The sequence below is a fragment of the Paenibacillus sp. NRS-1782 genome, assembly GCF_050467685.1.
GTDB lineage: Bacteria > Bacillota > Bacilli > Paenibacillales > Paenibacillaceae > Paenibacillus > Paenibacillus terrae_A.
In genome coordinates, this window is sequence record NZ_JBITPH010000051.1 from 138,441 (window position 1) to 158,304 (window position 19,864).

General features: G+C 47.5%; 17 protein-coding genes, 1 pseudogene and 1 riboswitch. Of the genes and pseudogenes, 2 read left to right on the forward strand and 16 right to left on the reverse strand.

The annotated features are described in order from the left end of the window. Window positions 1-7: 7 nt before the first annotated feature. The 14 genes from ribE to ACIFQM_RS20330 form a co-directional block, all read right to left on the reverse strand. Window positions 8-673 (reverse strand): riboflavin synthase, encoded by a 666-nt coding sequence (gene ribE, locus ACIFQM_RS20265; RefSeq protein WP_430042702.1) that lies wholly within the window; start codon window positions 671-673, stop codon window positions 8-10. Window positions 674-1,005: 332 nt separating this feature from the next. Beyond that, window positions 1,006-1,179: riboswitch (FMN riboswitch) on the reverse strand. A 68-nt stretch (window positions 1,180-1,247) separates the two neighbouring features. Continuing rightward, window positions 1,248-1,715, reverse strand: coding sequence for an IDEAL domain-containing protein (locus tag ACIFQM_RS20270; RefSeq protein ID WP_430042700.1), 468 nt, complete (start codon window positions 1,713-1,715; stop codon window positions 1,248-1,250). Between the two features lie 220 nt (window positions 1,716-1,935). Further along, a complete protein-coding gene (locus ACIFQM_RS20275) occupies window positions 1,936-4,224 on the reverse strand; it encodes a thiamine pyrophosphate-dependent enzyme (protein ID WP_430042698.1) in 2,289 nt (762 codons plus the stop codon). Continuing rightward, window positions 4,224-5,237, reverse strand: coding sequence for a 2-oxoacid:acceptor oxidoreductase family protein (locus ACIFQM_RS20280; protein WP_430042696.1), 1,014 nt, complete (start codon window positions 5,235-5,237; stop codon window positions 4,224-4,226). Before ACIFQM_RS20280 ends, ACIFQM_RS20275 begins: the two co-directional genes overlap by 1 nt. Window positions 5,238-5,487: 250 nt before the next feature. Next, window positions 5,488-5,922 carry a peptidylprolyl isomerase gene (locus tag ACIFQM_RS20285; RefSeq protein WP_430042694.1) on the reverse strand — a complete coding sequence of 145 codons (435 nt, stop codon included), beginning with the start codon at window positions 5,920-5,922 and terminating at the stop codon, window positions 5,488-5,490. Window positions 5,923-6,083: 161 nt separating this feature from the next. Continuing rightward, window positions 6,084-7,451 (reverse strand): diaminopimelate decarboxylase, encoded by a 1,368-nt coding sequence (gene lysA, locus ACIFQM_RS20290; RefSeq protein ID WP_430042692.1) that lies wholly within the window; start codon window positions 7,449-7,451, stop codon window positions 6,084-6,086. 111 nt (window positions 7,452-7,562) lie between these two features. Continuing rightward, entirely contained in the window at window positions 7,563-9,248 is a 1,686-nt protein-coding gene (locus tag ACIFQM_RS20295) for a spore germination protein (RefSeq protein ID WP_430042690.1), read from the reverse strand. 26 nt (window positions 9,249-9,274) lie between these two features. Next, on the reverse strand, window positions 9,275-9,697 hold the full coding sequence (locus tag ACIFQM_RS20300; RefSeq protein WP_430042914.1) for a stage V sporulation protein AB: 423 nt from the start codon (window positions 9,695-9,697) through the stop codon (window positions 9,275-9,277). After that, the gene (locus tag ACIFQM_RS20305) at window positions 9,697-10,350 is read right to left on the reverse strand and encodes a stage V sporulation protein AA (RefSeq protein WP_404518917.1); all 654 of its coding nucleotides are present in this window, start codon (window positions 10,348-10,350) and stop codon (window positions 9,697-9,699) included. Before ACIFQM_RS20305 ends, ACIFQM_RS20300 begins: the two co-directional genes overlap by 1 nt. A 175-nt stretch (window positions 10,351-10,525) precedes the next feature. Further along, on the reverse strand, window positions 10,526-11,281 hold the full coding sequence (gene sigF / locus ACIFQM_RS20310; RefSeq protein ID WP_014282155.1) for an RNA polymerase sporulation sigma factor SigF: 756 nt from the start codon (window positions 11,279-11,281) through the stop codon (window positions 10,526-10,528). An 11-nt stretch (window positions 11,282-11,292) separates the two neighbouring features. Further along, a complete protein-coding gene (gene spoIIAB / locus ACIFQM_RS20315) occupies window positions 11,293-11,748 on the reverse strand; it encodes an anti-sigma F factor (RefSeq protein ID WP_430042687.1) in 456 nt (151 codons plus the stop codon). Then, window positions 11,745-12,098 carry an anti-sigma F factor antagonist gene (gene spoIIAA / locus ACIFQM_RS20320; RefSeq protein ID WP_430042685.1) on the reverse strand — a complete coding sequence of 118 codons (354 nt, stop codon included), beginning with the start codon at window positions 12,096-12,098 and terminating at the stop codon, window positions 11,745-11,747. Before spoIIAA ends, spoIIAB begins: the two co-directional genes overlap by 4 nt. 96 nt (window positions 12,099-12,194) lie before the next feature. Then, window positions 12,195-13,388 (reverse strand): D-alanyl-D-alanine carboxypeptidase family protein, encoded by a 1,194-nt coding sequence (locus tag ACIFQM_RS20325; RefSeq protein ID WP_430042683.1) that lies wholly within the window; start codon window positions 13,386-13,388, stop codon window positions 12,195-12,197. Window positions 13,389-13,847: 459 nt separating this feature from the next. Next, window positions 13,848-15,233, reverse strand: coding sequence for an MFS transporter (locus ACIFQM_RS20330; protein ID WP_430042680.1), 1,386 nt, complete (start codon window positions 15,231-15,233; stop codon window positions 13,848-13,850). Between the two features lie 111 nt (window positions 15,234-15,344). Here ACIFQM_RS20330 and ACIFQM_RS20335 point away from each other — a divergent pair, with 111 nt between their 5' ends. Beyond that, window positions 15,345-16,235, forward strand: coding sequence for a LysR family transcriptional regulator (locus tag ACIFQM_RS20335; protein ID WP_430042678.1), 891 nt, complete (start codon window positions 15,345-15,347; stop codon window positions 16,233-16,235). A 69-nt stretch (window positions 16,236-16,304) separates the two neighbouring features. On the opposite strand, the pseudogene ACIFQM_RS20340 reads toward ACIFQM_RS20335, so the two are convergent. Next, a pseudogene (locus tag ACIFQM_RS20340) lies at window positions 16,305-16,545 on the reverse strand (iron chaperone); the annotation flags it as partial. Between the two features lie 194 nt (window positions 16,546-16,739). Further along, window positions 16,740-18,398 carry a glycosyl hydrolase family 28-related protein gene (locus ACIFQM_RS20345; protein ID WP_430046387.1) on the reverse strand — a complete coding sequence of 553 codons (1,659 nt, stop codon included), beginning with the start codon at window positions 18,396-18,398 and terminating at the stop codon, window positions 16,740-16,742. 193 nt (window positions 18,399-18,591) lie between these two features. On the opposite strand from ACIFQM_RS20345, the gene ACIFQM_RS20350 reads away from it, so the two are divergent. Further along, complete coding sequence (locus ACIFQM_RS20350) at window positions 18,592-19,857, forward strand: O-antigen ligase family protein (protein ID WP_430042674.1); 1,266 nt, start codon at window positions 18,592-18,594, stop codon at window positions 19,855-19,857. Window positions 19,858-19,864: the final 7 nt, after the last annotated feature.

Genomic DNA, 19,864 nt, shown 5'->3' on the forward strand with positions numbered 1-19,864 from the left:
TGTGGCATCAGGCAAAGCCGTGCTTCGCCAAATAATCCAGACTCATAGGAGCTTTTTCCAGTCCCTCCGTCACCGATGATTTCCCGTAGTTCAAAAGCTGCTCCACATACTTACCTAAAATGTCGCATTCAATATTGACGGTGTCTCCCTCACGTTTGGCATGCAAGGCCGTCTCGGATAAGGTATGGGGGATGATAGATACGGCAAAGGTATCTCCCGTCCGCTGGGCAACCGTCAGGCTGATACCGTCAAGTGTAATCGAGCCTTTGAGAAGAATATATTTGAATATTGCCTGATCTGTAGGTGTAACTTCGTACACAACCGCATTCTGGTCTGATGTCACCCGACGAATCGTGCCCGTTCCATCCACATGTCCCTGTACGATATGCCCTCCGAACCTGCCATTCGCCGCCATAGCCCGCTCCAGATTGACCCGGCTACCGGATTTCAATTCTTTCAGATTGCTGCTGCGAAAGGTTTGCGGCATTACATCTACCTTAAAATCCTTAGTACCCACCTGTGTTGCGGTCAGGCAAACACCATTCACGGAAACACTGTCTCCTATTTTCAAATCGCCCAATACCACAGAACCCGTAATGCCCAGCACCATCGCTTCTCCGCTTCTGGAAATCTGCTGAATTCGTCCCACTTCCTCAACCAGTCCGGTAAACATGCCTTCACTCCTTTCCATCTAAAGTTCAGTTTATCCCTGATTCAACAGGCGTAAGCGCAAAAAACCCCCAGTCCGGAACATATCCGTCATGGGGGTGATGAGAGTCGAATTTGTATTATACAGGCGCAGTCCATATACATCTTGAGACCACATGAATGATAAGTTTGCCAATAGAAAGCATGAATGAGCATACAACCAAATACGCTCAGAAGAGCCTCCGAAAAAAGCTTGATGAACAAGCAATCTTCCGTATGCCATCTGCAACGAAATAAGCCGTACGTACCATTACGTATGCTAAAAATCGGCACATGTCACGTCATGCACATGCGCTTCGTATCCTTCTCCCATCCAGACTATACTGTCGGTCCCGGAATTGCACCAGGTCCACCTTCTGCTGATCGCTCAGCATCCGGGTCACGGACTAAGTCGCACTGTTCATCGCAGAAGCGATTTACAGACACGTCATCACCGCCGGTGGGGAATTGCACCCCGCCCCGAAGGATCTTGCTCTTATTCAATTAAATTAGCATTAAACTTGTTTCGTATATTAGCACCGACTTCTAAAAAAAGCAAGTTATCTAATGGACGCTTCTGTTTTTGTTTTAACATATTGGCTGGAAAGCTCTTCAAACCATGTTTTATCATTCATGTGAAGCGCCAGATCAATCAGATCGGCCAGTTCTTCGACCCCGAGCTGCGTAGCATGATCGAACGTAATGACCGCTGAAGCGGTTGGTCTAGGACCACCCTCCGCGCATATATCGTAATCCAGTCGTACATCAACATGCCCGTCGATAAACTCACATTTCAGAAAATAAATAATTTCGCACATTAAAATGGGGCGCACCTGCGTCTCCAGTACACAATCCATCACCTTGGCAGAATAATGCTGGTTCGTCAGCGTGAATTTGTGATCCGTCGCTGCCAGCGATGTCCGTCCAAAGTCATCCGTAAATTTCAGCTCCACTGGCGTGATATTCATGACCTTGGGAATTTGCTTCTTTATAATTTCGATTATCTCAGCTGTATTCAGCTTAATCATACCTGCACCTCATTGCATCTTAAAATTCAGAAAAAGCTCTAATTCAACATGTTTCACGTAGGCCTCCACTCCTATATCGGAAATCATTACCTGATTTTTTATGCTTCATCCCATAAACGACAAAAAAGATTCTTCGCGCAACAAGCGCAAAGAATCTTGATCGAACCAGTATGGAAACATCTTATAACAATGCTGAAAGCTTATTATACAAAAAAATGGATTATAGCTCCGAAATTTCATGTTTCTTTTTTAGGATACTCCAGCGACGCTCAATCTCCTGCTCAAAAGTAGCCAGCGTGGCTTCCTCCTTGAGAAGATGTTTCGTTTTGCCCATTAATTTGAGCCATTCCGCGGCTGGAATCCGTTTTCCCTTGTCCTCCGGATTGTACGTAATCGTCGTACTGCCTTGCTCAATTTCGTACAGCGGGAAGAAGCAAGATTCCACAGCGGCACCCACAATACTGGTACCCAGTCTATCCTCGGATTTCCAGTTCAGCGGACAGGCGCACAGGATTTTACCATAAGCCGTCCCCACGTTATTCGCATACCATTGTGCCTTGGCCGCTTTGCGCAGCATATCCTGCGGATGGCTTTCGGCTGCGGTGAAGGCATATGGAATGTTGCAGGCTGCCATAATTTGCACCGTATCCTTGTGGTGACCCTGCTTCCCTTTTTGCATCTTCCCTACACCTGATGTGCTCGTCATGTGGCCTACCGGAGTCGAGTACGATTGCTGCGAGCCTGTATTCATGTACCCCTCGTTATCATATTCCAGCATAATCAGCTTATGGTTGCGCAGAGCAGCCCCGACAGCCGAACCCATGCCAATATCCATCCCGCCGTCACCACTGATCATAATAAAGGTCGGATCATCTGCCATCTCAATCTCATTACGGCGCTTCATCTCCATGTAAGCCTCCAGCGCTCCAGAGAGCGTAGCAGCCCCATTTTGAAAAAGATTATGAATCATCGGTTGCTTGTGTGATGTATACGGATAACCAGTCGTGACCACGTATACGCAGCCTGTCTGGAACAACACGACGATATCGCCCTCGATGCCTTTGAAAAACAGCTCCAACGCAGACAGCGCTCCACAGCCCGGACACGCCCCATGACCCGGCGTGAGACGGCGTGGTTTGGTCGTCAGCGAACGCAGCGGCGGCACCTTGACCTTGAGCTTCCCGGTCGCCTCATCCGGCGTAACCTGAATCAGACCCGTACGGTACGCATCTCCCCGTGGCGGCTGCATAACCTGCGGCATGACCTTGTCCGGGGACCCCGGATTAAGCCCATAATAAGCAAAAGGCTTCTCGGTCCGTCCGGCTTCCGCCGCCTCAATCGCAAGCTGGAAGAACGCCTCAGCGTCTTCCGCATAAAAATCCTTGCCGCCCAAGCCAAAAATGCGGCACAATACAAGCGTCCGGTTCAGCGGGTCCTCCTGCAAGGCCGCCTTGATTTCGTGCGTCAAATTACCGCCATCGGCGCCGTACGAATCCGCACGTTCACCCACCAGCAGCGCCTTGACATGGCGCAATGCCTCGCGCAGCTGCGCGGCCGGAAACGGCCGAATGATATTCGGACGAATCACACCGGCCTTAATGCCGCGCGCGCGGAGCTGATCGGCTACGTCCTTAGCCGATTCAGCCGCCGAATTCAGCAGGAATACTGCAACCTCGGCATCCTCCATATGATAGAGATCCAAAATCGGATATTCCCGCCCGGATAATGCGGCATATTCTGCGGCAACCTGCTCATATACTCCTTCTGACAGCTTTAACGCCTCAGATAACTGAGCATGATTATTCGTCAGGTCATCGCCGTTCATATGCGCCCCGACAGTAACCGGATGGTCAAAATCGGAAATATTCGGATAATTCAGATTCGGGTTCGGCCCCACAAAACCGCGCACGGTTTCGGCATCGGCAAAATATTGCACCTTACGCTTCTGATGGGACGTGTAAAAACCGTCATAAGCGACCATCACAGGCAGCCGAACATCACTGTGCTCTGCGATTTTCAGCGCCATGATGTTCATATCATACACAGCCTGCGGCGTGCTTGCGGTCAAAATCACCCAGCCCGTATTCAAACCATAATACAAGTCTGAGTGATCCCCACGGATATCCAGCGGGCCGCTGATAGCCCGGGTCACCAGATTCATAACCATAGGAAAACGAGTGCCGGACTGCACAGGCAGCTGCTCCAGCATATACAGAAAGCCCTGCGAACTTGTTGCGTTCACAACCCTCGCTCCTGCTGCCGCAGCACCATAGCATATCCCTGCCGAACCGTGCTCACCGTCTGCTGCGACCAGCTTAATGTCATGCTGACCTCTCGTTCTCATCTGATCCAGATATTGCGCCACTTCAGTCGAGGGTGTGATCGGAAAATATCCCATCATATGATAATTGATCTGCGCAGCCGCCGTCGCCGCCATTTCATTGCCGGATTCGAACGTTGTCACCTGTGCGGCGCCTGTCTGCTTGAGCTCCTCCTCCAGTTTCGCCATTACACACGACCTCCTTCATATACCGGAAACGAATGCGCAACCCGATGCTGCTCGGCCCATCCCCATTGCTCACGGCGCGAGCTTAATGCCCCCGACGGGCAAATATCTACGCATTTCAAGCATCCTTTGCAATACTGGTAATCAATGCCTTGCAAAAATGGCAGTATTCTTCCCCGTTTGTCCGCCTGCTCTTCCCATACAAAGCAGTAATCCGGGCAAATGGAATCACACTTGGCACAATGCGTACATTTATCAGCTTCATATTCAGGCACAAAGCCCTGACGTGAACCGCTGACATCTCTCGTCATGCTGTTTCCCTGTGTGGCAATAACACCTCCCGAGGGTTGTGTTTCATTGCCCAGCAAAGGCTGTGGCCGTTCAAAAATGTGATCCTGGGCATCGTTTGTAACTGGATATACGTGCAGCTCCATTTCCTCAAAGCCCCGGTTAAACGTACGCAAATTGGGCTCCACCAGCTGCGGATTTTTCTTCTCAAAGGTACTGCGAATAACCGATCTCATCGCCTCCGGATCTAAAAAATCACAGACTCGGAACAGCGCACCCAACATGGACGTGTTCAGCTTGGTCCGCTCCTCCAGTGCGATGCCCATCGCATCCACTACCGCCAGCGTGCCGGATACCATTCCCAAATCAGCCCGTATTTCCTCTGCCGGACGCGTGGAATTGACCACAACGATCCCATCCGCTGGAAGCCCGCTGATGACATTGACCGTTTTGTACAATGTTTCATGAAAAATGCCTACCACATGCGGTTGCTCGATCGGACTGTGATCACGGATATCTACCCCCGGATCACAGAACCGTACAAAGCTTTTGACCGGGGACCCCTTCTTTTCAGAACCATAGGACGAAAAATTGGAAGCATTAAGCCCCAGACCAAGCACGCCCGTTTCGGCCAGCATTTTACCAGCCAGATTAGCACCGAGTCCACCAATAGATTCCAGCCGGATTTCAAAAAATCCGAGTCGATTTGTACGCGTTAAAATAGACAATGTGATAAGCCCCCTTCTTTTCAACCCTTACTGTGCTTGAAAATCTCATATCCAAAAATGGAAGATGCATTCTAATGAAAAGGCTATCACAACGCTTACTTTTCGAATGTGATATTATTCACTTTAATACCTGTGTGATTGCTATAAAACAGCAAACCGACAAACAAAAGACAACAAAAAGCCGCCCTGTCCAAAGACAGAACGGCTTAGGTGTAACGTTATACAAAAAGATCATGCATTTAACGGTATATTACGCGTCAAATACTTTAACCTCTTTCATTTTGTCGCCTTGTTTTACAGCATCAATGAATTCCATACCTTTGGTCACTTGACCAAACACAGTATGTACTCCATCCAAATGCGGCTGTGGAGCGTAGCAGATGAAGAATTGGCTTCCGCCAGTGTTACGGCCTGCATGTGCCATGGACAGAACGCCCTTGGCATGCTTCGTTGTGTTCGTAGCTGTTTCGCAGTCGATTGTGTAGCCAGGGCCGCCTGTACCATTACCTGTCGGACAACCACCTTGGGCAACAAAGCCTGGAATGACACGGTGAAAGCTCAAGCCGTTGTAGTAGCCGCTGTTTGCCAGTTTTTCAAAGTTAGCAACCGTGTTTGGCGCTTCTTCTGGAAAAAAATCAATTTCCACGATACCGCCATTTTCAAGATCTATTCTACCTTTTTTCATTGTTTATAGCTCCTTTTCAACCTGTTTTGAAAGCTAAATAGCATCAAGTTCCAGTTTACTATGAATTGCCGTGCTTAGCAAAGCCTTGTCCAAAAAAAGAGACCATTATCCCCGGTATATCCCTTCCGGCTAAATGGTCTACTTCGTCACGCTTATCAAAATCAGGAAGAAACCGTTATCTTGGCGTTGGGATGAACCGATGTACCGGCTTGGTCACGAACCAGGCGCTGTGGCACGACATCATTCCGAACGATATCCTCATAGCTTTCCCGACGCACCACCAGCTCAGCCTCACCATTGTTTACAAATACAACCGCTGGTCGGCGTATCCGGTTATAATTACTCGCCATGGAATAATTGTAGGCACCGGTTGAAGCAACAGCGAGCAAATCTCCGTTGGTCGGACGCGGCAGCTCGACATCCCAAATGAGCATATCGCCGCTTTCACAGCATTTGCCCGCAATGGATACCGTCTCCTCGTTCACATCGTCCGCTCGGTTAGCCAGCATGGCCTCATACCTCGCCTGATATAGCGCTGGACGCGGATTATCCGTCATTCCACCGTCTACCGAGACGTATTTCCGTACCTGCGGAATATCCTTGATACTTCCTACCGTGTATAAGGTTGTGCCTGAATCGCCCACAATACTGCGTCCCGGCTCAATCCAGATTTCTGGAAGCTCATCATAAAGCCCGGAAAAATGAGTTTTTACCGCTTCGCCGATAGCCTGGACATAGGTGGAAATTTTCAGTGGTGTGTCCTCTTCTGTGTAACGAATGCCGAATCCCCCGCCCAGATTAATAACCTTGAAAGAAAACTGCAGCTGTTCCTTGATTTCTCTGGAAAAAGCGGCAACCCGTTCGGCAGCCATTTGGAAGCCGTTCACTTCAAAAATTTGCGATCCGATATGGGAATGTACTCCCAGTAAGTTCAGATGATCCAGCCTGATAGCCTGCTCCACCGCATGGCGTGCTGTACCGTTCGCAATGTCAAAACCGAACTTTGAATCCTCTTGGCCTGTGGCCATATATTCATGCGTATGCGCTTCAACCCCCGGTGTAACCCGCAATAAAATATTTACCTGCTGTTTCCGCTCGGAGGCAAGGGCCTGAAGCAAATGCAGCTCCATCTCGCTGTCAACCACGAAGCAACCAATTTGCGCATCTAGCGCCATTTCAATTTCTTCCGGTGTTTTGTTATTGCCGTGAAAATGGATTCGCTCTGCCGGAAATCCAGCTTGCAGCGCGGTGAACAGCTCTCCACTGGAAACGACGTCGAGCGACATCCCTTCTTCTGCAGCCAAAGCACACATCGCCATTACGCAAAATGCTTTGCTTGCATATGCAACTTGAAACTTCAACCCGGTTTCATGAAAAGCTTCTATAAACTCCCGGCAACGCTGGCGTACTAACTGTTCATCTACAATATATAGCGGTGTTCCAAAACGCTCCTTCAAAAACGTTGTATCACATCCGCCAATCTCCAAATGTCCATTGCTGTTAATTTTACTGCTTCCATGCAAATACATGTTCTGGCGCCTCTCTTTCTGGAACAAACAAAGTCATATTCCATCGAATGTTAACACCAGTATAGCAAAAAAAGCATCAAGAAGAATGGATTTTTATGCAGATCATTTATATTAATGTTCTTGCCTGTTGCCAGAGTTCGAATCCGTGCTTGCATCCGTGTTCGGCATGCGCGTATTGTCCCGCGTTTTGTTCGATGACGGACGGTTAGGCGCATTCAGCACAGGCATACGGAACAAGATGGAAGCCATAGCCTTGGCATTAAAAGGAATGAACGGCCACAGGTAGGAAGAATTGTATGACCGGTGCAGTGTCAACATCACAATGATCAGTGTCGTGCCAACGATAAAACCCGGAACGTGGAAAATAGCCACAGCGATCAGCAAAAACAGCCGGATTAGCCGATTCGCCAATCCCAATTCATAGCTCGGTGTTGCGAACATACCGATAGCAGCCACAGCCATATACAGCACAACTTCGTTGACGAACAGCCCCGTTTTGACCGCAATATCCCCGACCAAAATGGCGGCGATCAAGCCCATCGCGGAAGCCAGCGGTGTCGGTGTATGGACAGCCGCCATGCGCATGAGATCGACCCCTAGCTCCACAATGATAAACTGGGCGATCAACGGAAGATGGGCTTCCTTTTGAGGACCGATAAAATCGAGAAACGCCGGTTTTAGCTCGGGATTGATGACCATAAGCAGCCACATCGGAAGCAAAAACATCGAGGCAAAAATCCCTATAAAGCGAACCCAGCGCAAATAACTCCCCATAAAAGCCGTTTGCCGATTCTCTTCTGCATGCTGACAAAGGTCAAAAAAGGTGGTAGGCAAAATCATCACGCTGGGTGAGGTATCGACGAAAATAACGAGTCGTCCTTCCATAATATGCGAAGCCACAACATCTGGTCGCTCCGAATATCGCACTAATGGGTATGGATTCCAGCCTTTATTAATTATCGTCTCCTCTAATTGCTTATCCGCCAGCGGGATGCCGTCCAGATCGACGTTTTTAATTTTGTCGCGTACGGTATCCACCATCACTTTATCCACGATATCATCAATGTAGCCCAAGCATACGTCTGTCCGGGTGCGGCGACCAACCTGCATCGCCTCAAATTTAAGGCCGGGGTCCCGCAAACGGCGGCGAACCAGACCCACATTCGTCAGCATCGTCTCTGTAAAGCCGTCACGGGCACCGCGTACGACGCGCTCCAGTGACGGCTCCTCGGGATTGCGTACCGGGTAATTACGGGTATCCAAAATGACCGAAAAGCGCTCACCTTCCATAAAGAAGGCGCTATAGCCTGTCAGCACTTTGTTGATGACAACCGACATTTTTTCGCTCTTTTCCACCTGAATATGCGGAATATAATTTTCAAAATACGATTGCAGTCCATCCGTAGACAGTTCATCGGGTGTTAGATAGGTGAGCCGCTTTAGCACTTCAACCATGACCTGGTCTTTGGCAAAGGTATTCAGAAACAGATAGCCGATATGACGCCCTCCTAGTGTCATCTCCCTGAATACGACGTCAAAGGTCTCCCCCAGACCGATTACTGATTTAAGCGTTTCACGATTATCCTTCATTCTTGGCGATATATCATCCTTACCCTGCCAGTAAAGGACGGATTCCTCTACGTTATCAGAGCGCTCATTCTCTTTTTTATGCTTATAATGTGCTGACTCCTGTGCCTGCCTTTTTTTCCACGGGCTCATCTCTTCCTTGCCAGCAGTATAACCTTCATTCCCGATGGCTTCGTCCTCCTGACGATCTTGATCCGGTCTATGCTCCATTTCTATTGCCCCCTTCACTTTCCTCGTTATCGGTTGTATACGAACCAGTCAAAAAACGAACCCGTCACCTTACCCAGCACCATCGCCATCAGCAGGCCAAACATATACACGGTCATATGGAGCCGTTTGGCGAGTATAGGCAAGAGATTCAGTACCTCCGTCAGTGCTGCGGCAAGTAAACCGATAAACACTCCGCAAAACAACCCCGGTATCCACGTAAGTACACCCGGCAACGGCAAGCAAATATTCCAAAAATCGGCCACCGTTCCCACCACTGAACCCAAAATCATAGATTTTTCGTATGCTCGTGATTGGTTATAGGTACGGGTTAGCTGTGCCAGCCGAGGAATCATATCCAGCACAATAAAAAGTGCGATCACGCCACCACCCACCGCTACGCCTCCAGCGATACCTAAAATGATCTGAAGTACACCCTGTACATACATCATCATCGGCGCTTATCCTTCGTATGCATGCGGGCCATCTTTTCATATTCCTCCGCTACAACGTACTGATCTACGTTTTCCTGGTACAGATACATTTCCACTTCCAGCGGCGTCGGCTCCTCGTTCCATTTTTTTTTGAATAAATGATTAAAGAACACAATCATGCCGAAGCCGATGCCGATCGAATACGCAATCTGGAACAGATATGGATGCTCATCCTTGTGTCCGGTAATCATCTCAACAATCCGCACCTGCACCTCCATCATGCTGACGTCAGCGTGGAAATTCATAATCGTGAGCGCAGATCCAAAGAACAGAAGCAACCATACCAGAACAAACAATATCCTGGATGGCTTACGCGGTTTCTCCACGATTTCCACAAGCACATGCGGCTTGCCGAGAGATTCCACGACAACACCCGGAATGCGTTCTCTAATTTTCGAAATGATTTGCAGCATGTCCACCAGTATCAGATTACCGTCCTGCTGCTGCGGCCGCTTGAGAACAAGCTCCAACAGATCGTTTTCCCATTCGGGATCTGCCAGCAGATGGGCTACATCTCCCAAACGCAAGTCATGTCCCTGTAACATGCGTACACGACTGCGGAGACGTAAGTAGACTATGGGAGCCACTGTAGGAGCCGGATTATGAGTCATCCGATCCCCTCCTTATCCTCGTAATTACCGGTTAGTATGAGGCGAAGCTAAGAAACATATTCCGTGCCCTTTCTTTTTCTCCGCGCAAAAAGGGTATTCCCGACCATTAACATGGCTTGGGAATACCCTTTTGAATTACACAGACATGAGGATTTAGCAAAATTCCTAACCGATATTATTGAGCAATCTGATCGCGAATCGACTGCAAAATCTTTTTTTCCAGCCGTGATACCTGCACCTGGGAAATACCAAGTCGGCTTGCGACCTCCGATTGGGTCTGATCGCGATAATAGCGCAGATATACGATGAGCCGTTCCCGCTCAGTCAGCCCACCGATGGCCTCATTCAGCGCCAGCTTATCGAACCATCGCTCCTGCGATTCATCAGCAATCTGATCCATGAGCGTAATCGGATCACCGTCATTTTCGAACACCGTTTCGTGAATCGAGGTTGGCGGCTTGTTAGCCTCCTGGGCAAAAACAACATCCTCTGGTGTAACTCCCAGTTCATCTGCGACTTCCTTGATCGTAGGTAAACGGTTCAGCCGTTTGGACAGCTCGTCCTTCATTTTGCGGACCTTATTGGCCGTCTCCTTTAAGGAGCGGCTAACCTTGAGCGTGCCGTCATCGCGTAGAAAACGTTGAATTTCCCCAATAATCATCGGGACCGCATACGTTGAAAATTTGACTTCATAGCTTAGATCGAATTTGTCCACCGATTTTAACAAACCGATACAGCCGATCTGAAAAAGATCGTCAGGTTCATATCCCCGGTTCATAAAGCGCTGCACGACAGACCAGACGAGCCGGATATTACTATTGACCAGCGTCTCACGGGCATCATTATCACCGGATTGACTCAGTGCAATGAGCCGTTTGACTTCCGCATCCTCCAAATAGCTGTTCGAAGTTTTTTTTCCTCCTGCTTCCATAGGATCAACCCCTAATTATATAAAGCTTTCTTGGATTCAATCCTTTTCTTCATCCGGACCGACGTGCCTCCGCCCGGCTCACTGACTGCTTCAAACTCATCCATGAAATTTTCCATAATGGTAAAACCCATGCCGGACCGTTCCAATTCAGGCTTCGACGTATACAGTGGCTGCTTCGCCAGCTCCAAATCCTCAATCCCTCTTCCTGCATCTTCAATCACCAATGTAACCACGTCCGTTTCAATCCCAACCTTAATCGTCACGACTCCAGAGGGATCGCTGTCATAGCCGTGAATAATACTGTTCGTCACCGCCTCGGACACCACGGTTTTCATATCGCTTAGCTCGTCCATCGTCGGATCAAGCCTGGAAATAAAAGCAGCGACAGCGACGCGGGCAAACGCTTCGTTCTCGGATTTGGCGGCAAATTGCAAGCTCATGAAATTGTTTCCTGTACTTTCTCTCATGACACCACCTCCAGTTCCGTGAGCGCATTTCCCTCATCTTCATATACAGGCATGATTTTAAACAGACCTGACATATCCAGCAGTCGGTGTACCGGCGGATTGACATCACAGACAGCCATCTTCCCGCCCTTTTGTTTAATCAGCTTGTAACGTCCCAAGATAACGCCAATGCCGGAGCTGTCCATAAACTGTAGATTCTTCAAGCTGAGCACGATATGCTCGCATTGGCGGCGCTGAATCGCCTCATCCATTTGCATACGGACCATGTCCGACGTATGGTGATCAAGCTCACCGGACAGCCTTACAATCAGCACCCCTCGGTGATGCTCCATTTCAATTTGCAGGTTCATGCTTACTCACTCTCCTCCCGGTCTTGGACAAGGATTTCTACGCAGCCGCAGACGATTCCTGCCCTCCGACAAAACTAGAAGAAAACCCCTTAAAATCTACAAAGAAAACAGATTCGACATAGTACGTTTAAACAATTTCCACCATCCAGCCTTCTCCACTGCTACAGGTGTGGTTATGTTAAATTCCTTAAGCCGTTTACCATCCTGATAGACAACCAGCTTGCCGACCGGATCCCCTGCACGGACAGGAGCTTTCAGACTTGGAGCCAGTTGCAGCTCATGACGCAGTGTTTCCTTCGTTCCTCCCTTTTTCACCAGCACACTGTAGGAACGATCTGCCTGAATTTTCAGCTCCGGCAGTACACCCTTCTCGACTTTCACGCTTCCCAGAAGGTCACCCGGTTTGTACACTGATTTCATCGTGTATTGGGAAAAAGCATAATCGAACATGGAAGATACTTCATTGTTACGTGTTTTAGTATTCGGTTCGCCAAGTACGACAGCGACTACACGCATACCATCACGCTTGGCCGTAGCGGAAAGGCAAAATTTCGCTTCCCCTGTATAGCCTGTTTTCAGCCCGTCCGCTCCTGTATAGAAACGAACCAGCTTATTCGTATTCACCAACCAAAACGGCTTGGCCGAGGATTTGCGTAAATAGTCCTGATACGCTCCTGTATATTTTGTAATTTGAGGATATTTCAACAGTTCACGGCTCATGACCGCAATATCATGCGCAGAAGAATAGTGATTTTTTACCGGCAAACCATTGCAATTGGCAAAGTGGGTATCCTTTAAACCAAGCTGCTGCGCCTTGGCATTCATCAATTCGACAAAAACCTGCTCAGAGCCCGCAATTTTCTCAGCCATCGCCACGGAAGCATCGTTGCCGGAAGCCATCGCCACTCCCTTAAGCATCTCATCGACCGTCATTTCTTCTCCTGGCTCCAGAAAAATTTGAGATCCGCCCATCGAAGCCGCATATTCGCTGGCCCGTACTTTGTCGGTCAGCTTGAGTTTGCCATCATGAATAGCCTCCATCGTCAGCAACATAGTCATAATTTTGGTAATACTCGCCGGAGGAAGCTTTTCACGGCTATTTTTTTCATAGATGACTGTACCCGTATCCGCATCCATCAGAATCGCCGAGTGAGCCTCGGGAGCCAGCTCAGCCGCAGAACCCTCCTTGGGCTTGCTTTCAGGTTTGCTTTCCTCGGCCCAACCGCCGACGGGGACAGCAGTCAAGGCTACCAGACAAGCCAGGATGAACGCTACCACTTTTTTCTTCACAATCGGTTCCCTCCTCAACATATTGGCGTAAAGCACCGGAGCCCGTAAGCTACTCCTCCGGCCTATTCGCGTGCTGCTAACCATTGTCGTCAGATTGGATGAAAAATATTCCATACGCCTGAAAACATCAAATAGCACCAAGCTGAGTCAGCATGGTGCTAATTTTCAAAATTAAACTGTACCCATTATTTCAAAAAGATTTTTTATCCTGAATAATTCAACAGGGGTGCCCTGCTCTACAACATAGCCACCGTCCATGAAGACAACCCGATCCGCAACTTCACGGGCAAACCCCATCTCCTGGATGCCTTACTCATGATTGGACATGCTGTCAGAACCAGAGCGAGTGACCTTCCTCACCTAAGGGTTGGACGAATATCCGATGTTTTAAATAGCTCAAAACAAAAAAACGACATTACGGCGGTTCTAATTCGACGTTGAATCCTGATTATGTCCGAACTATAACGCTTGCGTGCCCGAGGATCGCTTGGGACGTAAGTTCATGATAATCAAAGATGTGGAAAATACCGTAAGGATGACCCCTAGCAAGTGGATTCCCATTACACTGAACGTATCTCCCATGATGATTCCAATTAACAATGACGACAAAATAGTACCGAGGTATCGCGATGTATTAAAAATACCCGAGGAGACACCAATCATTTCTTTTGGTGTGCTCTTGAACAGGGCAGCCTGCATACCGACGCTATTCAATCCGTTACTTATTCCAAATACAGCCAAGGCGAGGATTACACTGAACATCGGCGAAGCTTCATTCATGGTGATGATTAATACGGACCCGAATGTCATTAACACTGCAGAAAGGATTAAAGCCAGCCGCGTTCCAGATTTGTCGATCCAGCGTCCTGCGAGAGGAGAACTGATCAGTGAACATAAACCGAGGGTTAGCATAATTATTCCTGTTTGAATTTCGTTGAGATGACGTACCTGCTGCAAATAAGACGGTATTCCAAAAAACAGAGCGTAAAAAAGAGTGTTAACCAGCATAAATTGTACATTCACCCAGGTCATTTCGGGATATATAGCAAATGCCCGCAGAGGAATAAAGGGGGATGGTGTTTTCAATTCATGTCGTATAAAAGTTGCTACTGCAATCAATCCGATCCCCCCTACCATAAGGTGCCATGTTGAAAGATGTCCGATTGATTTGACTGAAAGCAAGCTAATTAGCAGAGTCACCAATGCGACTGTGAACAAGAATATGCCCGGCGCATCAATCAGCAGGAGCCATTTCCTGATGGACATGTCACCAGAGGTGGATTTGAATGACTCCTCTTTGGGAATGGTTTTCCAGGCGAAGATAAAGCTAGCGATTACAAATGGAATATTAACAAGGAATATGCTGGGCCAGTCCCACCAATGAATCAATACACCACCAATAAAAGGGCCTACCGCTGCTGCTCCAGATAGGAACATCGCAAGGACTGACAAGGCGGCTGCCTGTTTCTCAGTAACATGGATTCTTACAATCGCCATTCCGACGGCTACCATCATGCTTGTGCCGACAGATTGAACGATCCGGAATACGATGAGCCAAGAAAAGCCGGGAGATAACGGAGCTAACATGGAGGAAACGAAGACAACAACCAGACCGATAAGGAATATCTTTCTGCGGCCGAACAGATCACTGCACTTGCCCATGACCGGTTGAGCAACAGCACTCGCAATGTAAAAGGAAAAAATAATCCACGAAACGGTCGTAACATCAAGTTGATACACATGTTGCAGTCTTGCAATGGCTATAGATATCATGGAGGAATTTAACGGATTCAGCATGATTCCCAAGCCGACAGATATCATTAACCATATATTTCGAGCGTTCATTTTGTATATACCCCCTTCTTCTCTGATCATCTTAATGGAATCCTGTTATTTATTCCAACGCATTTTATGTTATGATTTGATGAACTAAAAGGAATAAGAGAGTGGTGCGAAATGGAGCTTCTTCAGCTACGCTATTTTCTGACGTTAGCCCGGTGTGAACATGTTACGGAAGCTGCGGGTAAGTTGCATGTCACTCAATCCTCACTGAGCAAAACGATACAGCGATTGGAGGATGACTTGGGTTCACCGTTATTTGATCGATTGGGCAGAAAGCTGCGGCTAAACGAATTCGGAAGAACATTCCTTCACCGGACCGAAAAAGCCCTATTCGAATTGGAACAGGGAAAGCAGGAAATTGCTGACCTCTCCAACCCGGATCACGGTACACTCCAATTGGCGGTCACCACAGCAAGCACATTGCCAGGTATCTTGCGGGAATTCCGGAAAAATAAGCCGAACACCCATTTTCATGTACAAATGGTAAATTTGGAAGACATGTCTACACTTCTTCATCGAGGGGAGATCGATTTTTGCCTGTCCTCTCCTCCGATCCAAGGTGATGATATCGACTGTCAGATCCTATTCGAGGACCCCATCGTAGTAGCGGTGCCTCTTGGTCATCGATATGCGGATCGAAGCAGCATCACATTAGCAGAGCTTAAGGATGAGTGGTTTGTGGGTGTGAAAAAAGGATACGGCATTCGTGATCTGGTAGACTCCAAATGCCAATCAGTCGGGTTTGTACCGAAGTATGTATATGAAGGAGATGAGCCTGCAAGATTAATCGCACTAGTGGAAGCGGAGATTGGGCTTGCCTTTATACCAAGTACAGCAAGAAACCCACAGCAACGCATTGCATATCTTCCGATAGAAGATCAGAGACTTGTGCGGGAGATTGCTTTATTGTCGCAAAAAAACAGATATATCTCGAAAGCAGCTATCGCGTTTCGCAGCGTTGTTATAGACTATTTCGGTGCAATGCCCAAACCAATTGATGAATGACCATCCCAAAGACCCCGCTCTCCATTGTATATGAGAGCAGGGTCATTTCTTTTAGGGTATCCGCTATGCCTATTTCCGCCAAAAAGTTGAACAGTTTGCCTTCTTCGTAATATTGAATTCAATCATTCTCTCCAGTAATGAGAAATCAACCGGGCCATCCCACCAGATACGCACCAACTTTTTGGTGTGATCATAGCCAGCCTTCACAATTTTATCGAAAATGATTAATTCCTGCCTTTTCAGGTTTCTCAGCCAAATGATGTTTGGCAACGCTAAATCCTATAATAAATGTACCATGATCGGTAAACATGCAATGGCACAAACATACAGCGGGTTTAAGCACCTCAGTGCTATTCCAAGGTCTGCTTGAGAATTATATGAAGTCGGGTATCTACGATCATTATGCAAAGCAGATGAAACCCTTCGCATTAAACACCTTAAGGAAGTTTCACAACAATTACTACCCAAAAATGAAAGAACGTCTATGGTCTGCGTGACAGCGACTTACATTCGGCTGATCGTGAGGTACGTAAGTCCTCCACCCGGTAAAATATCCGTTTTATTTTGGCTGTACACCCGTATATCAATAAAAGAGTCGGCCTCCAGCTTCAGTTCAATCGTTCCACTCAAGGCACTGTAGTTCGGCCCGCCAATCACCCGATCATCAAGATAGGCATACGCCGAGCTGCCAGCAACCTGCTCATCATTCACATGGAGCGCCAGCCGTGTACGATTGCCAGCCACTTGAGGATCGGTCGAAATATAGGCTTGTATTCTGTACTTTCCGGCTTGTTTGGCCCGCCAACGGCTGCCCGTTGCCTCAAACTCGGTCAGTTCATCATAGCTGATCCGGTTGAATTTTACCTTCTGCCAACTGCCTGCGAGGATATTTTGTCTTGCTCCCAGATAGGCTTTGACAAAGGTTTTGTCCAAATGCTCTATTCCGTTGTTCGAATATTTCTCCACTAGTAGTAAAGCCTGCCCTGTCCCGTTGTTTTTATAATAACGGTTATCTACGTAATTGAAATCCAAATGCGAACGAAGCGTCACCTGCTGAGTGGATGAGCTACCAGAGAAGGAAACCAAATTCCTCAAATTGCGTGGATATCCACCCACCTCATCCACTAAAATTTTTTTACCAATGACCACATCTACAAAATAGTCACACACTGATCCGTAGTTGTCGTCATTTTTGTCCCTGAATTTGTCTGCGATAGCTAAAATGGAGTCGCGAAGAGCGACATTCTTCGTCTCCTTCGTGGCCCCAATTTGAATAAAAGACGGAACCGTCACTCTATGTTCTAAGCTTAGCCCCTCAAACCAGCAGCCTATAAATTCGGCATTCATAAAATCATCAATTCGAATGGGGATATCACTTGAGCTTCCTTCCTTAATGTGCTGGCTGGCCAAAAATCTGGCCCCATTGGAGCTATTCAGATCGAGCGCCGTATCATTCCCCAGTGTAAAAAGCGCAAGGCTGGTAAACTGTGAACTTCTGTTCTGCAAGTGAATACCCGTTTTATTGTAATTAATCTCCGTACAATTAAATAAATCCACATCGCTTTCGTAGCCCCAAAAAGCTGTCTCAAAATGCTCAATTAACACATTATCCAGCGTTACTCCGCCGCCCTTCCAATCTTGAATGCCTAAAGTACCTTTTCCATAATATCCGCGCTTTACTTCCTGAGAAAAAGGATTATTTAATGATGCTCGATCCGTCCCTTCGTACCGGATGGCCAGGTCATGAAACTGTACATTTTGAAAGCCGCTAAACGATGGAAGACTCTCGTCTCCAATTTGAAAACAAGGACCCGTACCATAGTATTCAATCGACGTAACCCCCTTACCCTGTCGGTATCTGCCCTTATGAATGCCAAAAATGCGTACGCCCTGTTTGCGAATCTGAAGGGTGGAGGTTATTTTGTATCGTCCACTTGGGATATGAAGAATGGAATAGTCGGGAGTCTTATTGATCAGTTCCTGCAAAGCCTCCGTATCGTCCTGAACACCATCACCTGCTGCTCCAAACCAGCTTGCATTTACACTACGTTGGATGAATTCCTTTTCAATGCTTTTAAAATTTTCGTTTAATTGCGGCGGCGTTAGCTCTGTGCCCGTACCACTCAAATTCAACTTCAAACGATCTGTGAAACGATCCGTCACCCGAACACCCCCATTTATAAAAACTTTGAAAATATATCTTCCAGACAGAGCCAAAAGATTTTGCATTTTCTTAGCATGGACTGAGTATATGCACGGGACAGCTGCTCTACAATGAGAAAATAACAATTTATTATTGTACAAAAAGATACATTTTGTATAAAATAGATACATATCGTATCCGGGTGGTGAATGTGTGAAGACTGTCCTTACAGTGGTCGGTTTACTGGCTTTTTCCATTCCTTATGCCTGTCAGGGCTTGTCTCCCAGAGTGATCGCAATTTCCCTGCTTATCCTGTTGTTTAGCTATCTGATGCTGTTGCCCTCGCTAAAGCCACTGATCGCAACCTTGGCTGATAATCCGTTGCTGACCTTGCTCATGATGTACATAGCTGCCTCCTGTTTATGGGCTGAACAGGAACAGACCTCATCCATGCTGATGGTGCTTAAATTCGTTACTTTTTCCACCTTTGGACTTTATCTGGTTACCCATTATACGACGCAAGGCTGCATCCGCCTGCTGGTCATTACGTTAAGTATTTTGAGCGTACTTAATCTACTGGCGGTAGTGCTCGTTCCCTCCTTTGCCATTCATGGGGGCGTCGAACATACAGGGCTGTGGAAAGGCATTTCTGGTCATAAAAACACACTGGGAACGCTCTCTCTGCTATGTTTTGTTTCACATGTCATTTATTTTTTCAGGGGAACACGCAAAGCTTTGCATGTTGGCTTTGTTTTGCTGAATGCCTTACTGCTCATCAAATGCCAATCCACCACCTCGTTGCTGCTCACTTCTTCCCTGTTTATGTTCATCCTGTTTATATTGCTATTCAAAAGAATCCGAAGCGTTTCGCTGCGTGGTTTCTTCATTAGCAGTTCCTGCCTGCTTGTGCTTTTGGGTATCGTGTTCGCCTTTAGTTACGGGGATGCAATTGCATCGGAATTCGGCAAGACAACAACCTTGACTGGAAGAACAGAGATCTGGCAGGGGATTGCAGGCGCCATTGACAGTCACTACTGGTTTGGTCATGGCTACGGCTCCTTCTGGGCAAACCGGCCCAGCATCTATGCCAATGGAATCCGATTTGATCTGACAAGCAGCCATAGCGGGTTTCGGGATCTGTGGATTGATATCGGCCTCACAGGAATGTTGGCAACCATTACACTCGCCATGACCACTTTATTTAAATTCAGAATTGGTAAAACCGATATGTATACATGGCTGACGGCAGCTGTCTTTTTCCTATTCATTGTATTGAACAATATTACGGATAGCCGCTTTCTGAATTCTCTGGCCATCTACTGGATCATATTTGTTGTTATTGTGATCAAGGTACAGGAACGGCATAGACAGACAGTAGCAGAAAAGGAAATTACGACAAGCATACAGCACGCCTCCATCACATTAGAAACTACCAACCGAACAGCACGCAAAAAAGAACCCCGTTTTCCTGCGCCTTAAATGGCGT